The organism is Dendronalium sp. ChiSLP03b, assembly GCF_034531165.2.
GTDB classification, from domain to species: domain Bacteria; phylum Cyanobacteriota; class Cyanobacteriia; order Cyanobacteriales; family Nostocaceae; genus Dendronalium; species Dendronalium minutum.
This window is the reverse complement of record NZ_JAVRBR020000057.1, coordinates 24,889-33,331: the sequence shown is the minus strand read 5'-3', so window position 1 is coordinate 33,331 and position 8,443 is coordinate 24,889. Positions and strand designations below refer to the sequence as shown.

The 8,443-nt window shown below is 39.8% G+C and carries 10 protein-coding genes and 1 pseudogene; 6 read left to right on the top strand and 5 right to left on the bottom strand.

Features of this window, described 5'->3' with window-relative positions:
• Positions 1-102, bottom strand: a pseudogene (locus RMY31_RS14665) (IS1 family transposase); the annotation flags it as partial.
• An 87-nt stretch (positions 103-189) separates the two neighbouring features.
• Between RMY31_RS14665 and RMY31_RS14660 the strand changes: the two are divergent.
• The 4 genes from RMY31_RS14660 (at position 190) to RMY31_RS14645 (ending at position 2,806) form a co-directional block, all read left to right on the top strand.
• Positions 190-348: a hypothetical protein gene (locus RMY31_RS14660; RefSeq protein WP_322661266.1), complete on the top strand. Its 159-nt coding sequence runs from the start codon at positions 190-192 to the stop codon at positions 346-348.
• Positions 349-489: 141 nt separating this feature from the next.
• Positions 490-1,341, top strand: a complete 852-nt coding sequence (gene modD, locus RMY31_RS14655; protein WP_322661268.1) for a ModD protein — start codon at positions 490-492, stop codon at positions 1,339-1,341.
• A 578-nt stretch (positions 1,342-1,919) separates the two neighbouring features.
• On the top strand, positions 1,920-2,594 hold the full coding sequence (locus tag RMY31_RS14650; protein ID WP_322661270.1) for a hypothetical protein: 675 nt from the start codon (positions 1,920-1,922) through the stop codon (positions 2,592-2,594).
• A 20-nt stretch (positions 2,595-2,614) separates the two neighbouring features.
• On the top strand, positions 2,615-2,806 hold the full coding sequence (locus tag RMY31_RS14645) for a hypothetical protein (RefSeq protein WP_409877955.1): 192 nt from the start codon (positions 2,615-2,617) through the stop codon (positions 2,804-2,806).
• Positions 2,807-2,990: 184 nt separating this feature from the next.
• On the opposite strand, the gene msrB is transcribed toward RMY31_RS14645, so the two are convergent.
• Positions 2,991-3,404 carry a peptide-methionine (R)-S-oxide reductase MsrB gene (gene msrB, locus RMY31_RS14640; protein WP_322661272.1) on the bottom strand — a complete coding sequence of 138 codons (414 nt, stop codon included), beginning with the start codon at positions 3,402-3,404 and terminating at the stop codon, positions 2,991-2,993.
• Between the two features lie 39 nt (positions 3,405-3,443).
• Complete coding sequence (locus RMY31_RS14635; RefSeq protein WP_322661274.1) at positions 3,444-3,641, bottom strand: hypothetical protein; 198 nt, start codon at positions 3,639-3,641, stop codon at positions 3,444-3,446.
• A 266-nt stretch (positions 3,642-3,907) separates the two neighbouring features.
• Between RMY31_RS14635 and RMY31_RS14630 the strand changes: the two genes are divergently transcribed.
• A complete protein-coding gene (locus RMY31_RS14630) occupies positions 3,908-4,339 on the top strand; it encodes a transposase (RefSeq protein ID WP_409877954.1) in 432 nt (143 codons plus the stop codon).
• Between the two features lie 169 nt (positions 4,340-4,508).
• Here RMY31_RS14630 and RMY31_RS14625 read toward each other — a convergent pair whose 3' ends face one another.
• Positions 4,509-5,540, bottom strand: coding sequence for an IS4 family transposase (locus RMY31_RS14625; RefSeq protein ID WP_409877953.1), 1,032 nt, complete (start codon positions 5,538-5,540; stop codon positions 4,509-4,511).
• 180 nt (positions 5,541-5,720) lie between these two features.
• Between RMY31_RS14625 and RMY31_RS14620 the strand changes: the two genes are divergently transcribed.
• Positions 5,721-6,311, top strand: a complete 591-nt coding sequence (locus RMY31_RS14620) for a hypothetical protein (RefSeq protein ID WP_322662557.1) — start codon at positions 5,721-5,723, stop codon at positions 6,309-6,311.
• 40 nt (positions 6,312-6,351) lie between these two features.
• Here RMY31_RS14620 and RMY31_RS14615 read toward each other — a convergent pair whose 3' ends face one another.
• Positions 6,352-8,316, bottom strand: coding sequence for a DICT sensory domain-containing protein (locus RMY31_RS14615; protein ID WP_322662555.1), 1,965 nt, complete (start codon positions 8,314-8,316; stop codon positions 6,352-6,354).
• Positions 8,317-8,443: the final 127 nt, after the last annotated feature.

Genomic DNA, 8,443 nt, shown 5'->3' with positions numbered 1-8,443 from the left:
TTCGATGAATTGACGACCGCACTCAGCACAAATGTAGTTCTGTTTACCTCGCTGCTTACCATTTTTACGGATATGATTGGAATCACAACGTGGACATTTCATGGAGATTCACCCTCATTCATATTCTCATTATGCAACGCCCTATTTGTTGTCCCTGTCAGTTTCAATAAAAAAGACAGTTATCAAAAAATGGTTGAGCAACTGATGACACAACCTTTATGGAGAAAATTGAAAGTTGTGCAGCAAGGTAAAGTTCATGTTATGGGTGAGTGTTGGCTTGCTGGTAGTTATATATCAGCTAATCGAGTTTTAAATAATTTATTTAAGTATTTATTAAAGCAAAACTAAAATTCAAATCTTAAATTTATTATCGTATTTTGACCAATGGTAGTGATGATTACAAACTTGATAATTAAATAATATTAAGTTTAGTATAAATCTTATTTGAGTTGATATTTTATATATTTATGCGCTCGTCGCAAAACTAAAATGAGTATTTTCTTTTCAGATGAGGCGATCGCTAGGTTAATTGAGGAAGATATTCCTTACCTAGATTTGACAACTTACGGACTTGGTATTGGCAAGCAACTTGGGGAAATTGAGTTTTCTACTCGTCATCCGATGACCATTTGCGCTACTGAAGAGGCAGCCAGAGTATTGAAATATTGTGGTGCTGAAGTTCATTATCAAGTAGAAAGTGGTACACTCTGCCAGGACAAGCAATTAATTCTTCAAGCTAGTGGTACTGCGATCGCTTTACATAGTGGCTGGAGAGTTGCTTTAAATTTGATGGAATATGCCTCTAGCATTGCTTCGCGTACCAGAGTATTAGTAGATACTGCTAAAACAGTAAATCAGTCTGTTTCTATTGTGACTACTCGCAAGTGTTTTCCAGGCACTAGAGCGCTTTCCATCAAAGCAGTTCTAGCTGGAGGGGGCTTTTTTCATCGCTTAGGATTATCTGAAACAGTTCTGATATTTAACCAACACCTGATATTCCTGGGAGGTATAGTTGGGCTAATTGAGCGCATCAATGAACTGCGACAACAGTTTCCAGAACAACGTATTTGCGTTGAAGTAGATACACCAACAGATGCGATGATGGTTGCTGGTGCAGGTGTAGATTTAATTCAGTTCGATAAAATTCCGATCTCAAACCTTGAGCCTCTGGTTTTGAAGTTGAAGCAGCAGTATCCAAACTTAAAACTAGCGGCGGCTGGTGGTATTAACTCTGAAAATATAAAAGATTACGCTAGCACTGGTGTAGATATCTTAGTGACAAGTTCACCATACTTTGGTAAACCGTGTGATGTTGCAGTCAAAATAACGAAGGCACAGTAGTACATTTTGTCTAGTCGCTGGATGGTTTTGCTCCAACTATAGTATTGGTAAAACTACAACCTTTCTCCACAACTCGGACAGTTTTCTAACTTCCAAGTGAGTCCTACTTCTAAACAGTTTATTAGCTTGATAGTAGCTAACCTCTTAAGGCAAATAACAACAGCAAGTTCCTGTACAACATTAAGCTTAAATATTTAAAAAAGAAATAAAAATTAATCTTGTTAGCATTTGATTACTATTTTATTTGGTAACTTACTCAATAAGTTGGTATTATTTTTGGTACATTAAATAGATACACTTAATCTATTTTGAAAACCGCAAACCTCTTCTGAGATTGGCGGGTAATTTTGGCTTTTTATTTATTAGTTTTTAATAACTCATATTGAAAACTAGCTATTTCGTATCGTGTGGTAAAGAGTTGAAAGGTTAACAATTTGAGGTTTTTATTTTGCTTGAACAGAATTTATTGTTAACTTGCTCAGATGTGGCGATAAAGTTACTAATTTTTGATGAGCAACCTGCTTTGAGCAAAGCTATCTAATTTTTTCAATATTCAATAGTAAACGGAGAAATGTTTTATGCGTTTTACCCGCAAGATACCCATTGCGTCTTTAGTACTTTCGATGCTGGTTTTATGGCAGCCTACTTTAGCTGACTCAAGGAGTGATGTTCCTTGGAATCGAGAAGAAACACCATCTATTTGGAATAAAAATAAGTGTAATGGAGGTACTTCGCAGAGTTTTCGCTTCGGTGGAGAAGTCAAGAATCCAACTACTTATAACTTACAAAAGCTGAAAAATTTGCGAGATACTTTAAAAAAAGAAAATCCAGCATTAGTTACTGAAATCACTGTCAGCTTTCAAACCGGCTCAGGCCCACGAACAGAAACATACTATGGAATCCCTCTGTGGGAATTGATTAATAATCCAAAAGCCGGAGGTGGTCTAAAACCTGGAAATTCTGGGGTGAATACTAAAAACTCTTTTCTGAGGCAATATGTTCTAGTTGATGCCACAGATTGCTATGGTGCAGTTGTAGCTATTGGTGAAATTCAACCTAACTTTGAAGGGAAAACAGTGCTAGTTGCCTTTGAAAAAAAAGCTAGTGATGGTACAGTCATACCTTTAACAGATGATGGATTTGCTCGTTTAGTAGTTCCAGGTGATAAAGCTGGAGGTCGTTACGTTAGTAATGTGACAAATATTCTCATATTATCTGCTCCCCCTTCTCCTTTAAAACCAAGATATTTCTGAAAATCTTTCTTATCTTTTTAATGAACTACCCCTGGCAAAGAGCGAATCTAGCCAGGGGTTTATACGTTCCCTCAGATGCCTCTTTTTTCCTGAAAAGTGAATCAATCCAGCAAGGCAAGGTGTATGTAGTTGGAGATTATTGGGGTTGCTGTGCTTCTGTTTCAGCTAATCGAGTAATTGATGATTTGGAGCGATATTTGATCGCACATTGAAATCATTCTAATGTTTTGCGATCGCCTAGTCATATAGCAATCCTAAATCATCTATGAAAAAATCTATTGCCTGCCTCTAAGACTGATTTTATAACTCAAATAAGATTGTTATAGTTGATGAAGCCCTTAAGAGCGATCGCTTCTTGAAAGCTACAGTTCAGCACTAAGCACTTTGCTATAAAAATCAGTCCGGTTCAGGAATAAACTTGAGAGCAATCCCATTCATGCAGTGGCGTTGACCAGTAGGAGCAGGGCCGTCACCAAATACATGACCCATATGACTACCGCAGCGACGACAATGCACCTCAGTTCTGGTCATGTTATATGATTTGTCTATAGATATACCAATTGCCCCTTCTATGGGAGCGAAAAAACTGGGCCAGCCTGTACCACTGTTAAATTTAGTATTAGATGTAAAAAGTGGTAAGCCACAAGCTGCACATACGTAAGTACCTTCGGTATCTTGCTTATCAAGTGGGCTAGTACAAGCGCGTTCAGTTCCATGTTGACGCATTACTTCATACTGTTCTGGTGTTAAAATTGCACGCCATTCTTCTTCAGTTTTGGTGATTTCAAACTCACTATTTGAAGTTGTCATAACTGCCTTATAAAACTAACACGACTTATTTCATGCCAACTATTTGTGTAGTATACCAAAGTAGTTAGTAGGTAAGGCGATCGCCTGAACATGACTGATAAGAGTTGAGTTTGTATTGGCTGGCAATCGCTCACTTTTTTGCAGTTTTACCAAAATAGTTGGTAAATAATAGCGATCGCTACCATTTACAGGCTGAATAAATTTAACCCTGAGCGAAGTCGAAGGGTCAAAATTCAAAATTAAGAAACTGAATCACAGCAATAATTCTAGCGGTTAATGCTGTGCAAAACAAATTTTCAATTGCTTGCCGTATTTCTCTTAGGGACTTCCAGAAATTAAATAAACGTGAGTTCGACGGTTAAAAAAAGCCAAAAACCTTGCTAGATATGAACCATGAGAAACTAGGTAGGTATTGGGCTCGCTAAGATGAATTGAAAATCGGCAAAAAAGGTACAAAAAAACGCCGAGACTCAAAATATCTAACAAAAATTAGCGTCTCGGCTATGTCTACCATTGTATCTCGCCTCGATATCGTACAAATTTTCTGTGAGGTAGATGATTTTTGCAATCACTGGGAGAACTTGTGGCAACAAGTACCACAGTTAGCATCCACAAAGGGAGAGCGTCGCAGCACTTGCCGGATGTGTCTATCAGAAGTCATGACGATAGTGATTGCATTTCATGGCAGTGGATATAAGACTTTCAAAGAATTCTACACGCTGCATGTACTTCCGGGTTGGCGTGAAGCATTTCCAAATCTAGTCAGCTACACTCGGTTTGTGGAACTGATGCCCTGGTGCTTAATGCTGTTGTGTTGCTTTTTGCATACACGTACAGGAGAGATAACTGGAATTAGCTTTATCGATTCAACCCCGATTAATGTTTGTCATAACTGTAGGGTACATTCTCACAAAGTCTTCAGGGGGCGACAATAAAGCTAAAGTGCTTGCTGTATAAGCTTTATAGCCCTTAAACCCCTGAGATAAAAGCTCTGCTTATTGCGAATGGAACCAACCAGTTCCTCGACCCATTCTTGACACTCATTCCAAGCTATTATCCAATTTTGACCCTTGCGGGTTCGCCAGTCGCTCATGGGGGAAACCCTCAAGACCGCGCTGGCTCACCATATAAACCTATCCAAAAATTACTGTGTCGTTTAGTGGTTTTACTTTTTTCTTGAGTGCGACAAATATAGGATTCTTGTTTTTGAAATTTAGTTCTTTGTCCGTGTAACCAAGCACTAGTCATTGCCAAAGCAATTAAAAAAATTAAACGCATCAATCTATCAGGGTTGGCTTTAGAGTCTTCGAGATTATAACCCCCTGTTTTGCAATCACGGAACATAGCTTCAATACCAAAACGCTGTTTGTAGATTTTGATAGCTGTTTCACAATCAGGTAGATTAGTTAGTAAATACCAAGGTGATGATTCTTGTTTATTTCGATATTTTCGCTTCCAATAGACTGCTAAATTAAATTTACCAAATCCTCGTTTTTGAGTAATACTGACTCCAGAATAAAACTGTCGGATTCCTGGATAAACTTCGATACTCTTTAACGGCTTAAAGCAGCGTCTTTTTTGGCGAAAAGTGGTATCCTGTTTTTGACGGAATACAAAGCCTACATTCTGTTTGTGCAGCCAATTAGCTAGTTCTATACTGTGAAATTCTCTATCCCCAATAATTACTAATCTGTATTTTTTTAGTAGCCGAATTACTGGACGTAATACTTTTTGCTGTTCAGTTAGATTAGTGCTACCATCTTTCTCTAGCAAGCACCAATATATTGGCCACGCTCTTTTTTGGTAAATTACACTAACCATTAGCACGTTATTTTCTTTCCATTGTGTTCTGTCCAGTGCGACAATCACTTGTGAGCCAGCTTTAATTTGCCTGCTAATCATCTCTTCAATGATCGCAAACCATAGCAGTACCACACTCAATGCATTCAAAGTTAAAAACCTTTGTAAATGCCGTCTTTGACTGTTTTGTTGTATGGGTAAAGGTAGGGTTGCTGCCAGTCTTTCTATCCTGACCTGTTTTTGATTCTGTAGCAACCACACCAACATTTTCAGGGTAATTAACTGCGATTTATTTAGATACTTTTCTATGAACTCTTGGTAGAATGAGGGCAACATTATGTGACGGTCTTGTTTAATTGATGAGACCGTTCTTTTTTACCATCAAACTGTACCCCCTAGATAAACGCTTAATAACTGCACAGTTCATTCTCAATAAGCACCTAATTTTTTCAAGGAATATGTGCCTCCAAAACCTTTATCTGGTTTAGTTTTGCGCTGATTGTCGCCCCTTGAAGTGTGCGTCTATATGACAAGCAAGGGCAGTTTATTCGTTACCGATTGGAAGATGCTTTAACCGAGGGTGAAACAATTGATAAAAGAACACTAGAGAGGTTCCTACCATCTGCTGAGTTAAGACAAAAAACTGTACTAATTTACCGTGATGGACGTTTTTGTGGCGATGAAATAAAGAATTTAAGAGAAAGAGCAAAAGTTATTGGTTCAAAGTTTATTTTGGTGGAGTGTGTAAAATCTCAGATTCCACGACTATATAAATTTCAGCAGTCTGTAGTCACAGCACCAACTAAAGGGTTGGCTCTTCGCTTATCTCCGTATGAAGTAATTTTAGTCGCTACTGAAGTGAAGTCAGAGAAAATGGGTTTACCTTATCCTCTGCGTTTAAAGGTTATTCCCGATCCTGAACATGAACAGCAAGTATCAATTGAAAGTTTAATAGAAGCTACACTTAAACTGACATTGCTACATCACGGGGCGTTGAAAGAACCTCGCTTGCCCGTCCCATTATACGGTTCTGACAAAATAGCTTATCGGCGGTTACAAGGAATTGCTCCAGGTACAGTGGAAGGCGATCGCCAGTTTTGGCTTTAGTGCGATCGCCTTTCCCTCAAATCTCAAAGGGAACTTCTGGTTAAGCAATAGACATTGCAACTGGAACAGTGAAGTGAAACTGGCTACCTTGGTCTTTACCTAGAGACTCAGCCCAAATTTCTCCTCCCAGCTTATCGATAATTCGACGACAAATCGCTAAACCTAGTCCAGTTCCACCCACAGTACGTTGCAAAAATCCTTCTTCTTGATAAAAGCGCTCAAAGATAGTTTCTAGCCGATTCGGTTCAATACCTCGACCTGTATCTGCAATTGTCACTTTTAACATAGAAGTCTTATGAGAATTTCCCAAAGCATTCAAAAGCTGGGCGCTAATCTTAACTTGTCCACTTTTAGGGGTAAATTTACAGGCGTTATCCAATAGCTTCGTCAAAACTTCGATGAATCCTTCTCCATCTACTTGAATCAGAGGTAAATGATCGGGCAATTCGATGACAATTCTCGGTGATGTCTGAGATTCGAGTCCGCTGAGGGCTAAATCTAGGTATTCCTGAAGCGAGATTGGCTCTAGTTGCCAGCGCATTGACCCACCTTCCAAACGAGATAAGGTGATAAAGTCCTGGATCAGCTTACGCAAACGTTCGGCATCGCTCAAAGCAGTTTGTAGCATCGTCTGCTGCAAGTTCAGTGGCATTTCCGGTTCTGAAACTAGACTCTCTAAGCAAACGCGGATGGTAGATAAAGGAGTACGTAGTTCATGTCCGACAATAGCAATCAAGTTACTTTGGATGCGCTCCAAGTCTACCAGTTGGCGATTGAGAGTTTCCAGATTGGTGTAAGCTTGTGCCTGCATTAAGGCGACTCCAACTTGTGTGGCGATCGCTTCCACTAAAGCTACATCATCTTTTGTCCACAAATGCGCTTCTGGCTGTTGCAGTTCCAGCATTCCCAACCAAGTTCCCTGATAGCCGATGGGTACTAGCAAGCAAGCACGAATCTGCCAACGTACCAGTTGCGCTTTTAATTCTGGATGAGACTGTAAACCTAAGTCTTGGCTGACATCAGCAATCGCTATAGTTTCCGACTGGTTTTTACTATTGGTTTGACTTTGCGCCCAAGTAGTTTGAAACAGCGGATGACTTGCCAATGACCAAATTTCTTCCTTTAAAGAACGCAATCCCGGAGATTTTGACTCATAAGCAATTGGTTGACTTTGACTACCCGGCTGATAGCGATAAAGCAGACAGCGGCTATTGCTAAAGACTTTACCCAATTCTGTAACAGTAACCGTGAGAATTTCTTCTGGATTTAAAGAGCGGCGGATAGCGGTAGCGATCGCATTGATCAGACGCTCTTTACGTTCCTTGCTACCTATGGTGCGATAGGCTTTTAACAGCCGATATTGACTGGCTTGTAGATATGTGACTAAACGGTTGACAAACAGTCTGGGGTCAATCTCTAGCAACCAACTGGTAGATACCTGTGGTTGGAATTCGGTAAGTATACCATAACGTTGCTGCGCCTGCTTGACTTTAGCGGCTAGTTCTGGTCGATAAGTCAGAATGCGCTCTAATAAAAGTTGGGCGGCTTGAAGACTAACTTGTGGGTCAAATGTCCAAATTCCCTTGAATTGCCTTGCCTGATCTAACGATGCCGAATCTAAAGGTGAAGCATATTCTTGACAAACCAAGCAAGCTGAATATTGCTGACCAACTACTACCAAATGCCACTCTTGGGCTAATTCGTCGTCAGGGGCAAAAGGGATAGTTATACAAGGATCTGAAGCAACTCCAAAATCAGTCTCCGGTGCAGCCAAAACATAAACTTGGTCTGCGTGCTGAGCAATCTTTTGATAGCGAGGAATCTCTTGGCGGTAAAAACGCTCCTGCTGAAAATTGGCAATCACTAGGGGTTTGTCAGTTCCAGCCAACACCAAATCTTCGATCGCGTGAGAAAGAGCTGTTAGTGATGACTTGAAATAAATTTGAGTTTTTAAATGCGGTAATGCTTGACGTAAATCCTGTAACAGCGAATTTGAGGTACTCATCAGACTTCTTGCAACAATCGATTTCTCTTAAACAGAGAAGTCAGATCTCCATGACTAAACATAGGGACGTAGAGGATCCCTATGAATAAATGATGCTATTGGCGAATACACCAAGGGCAGGGGGAGC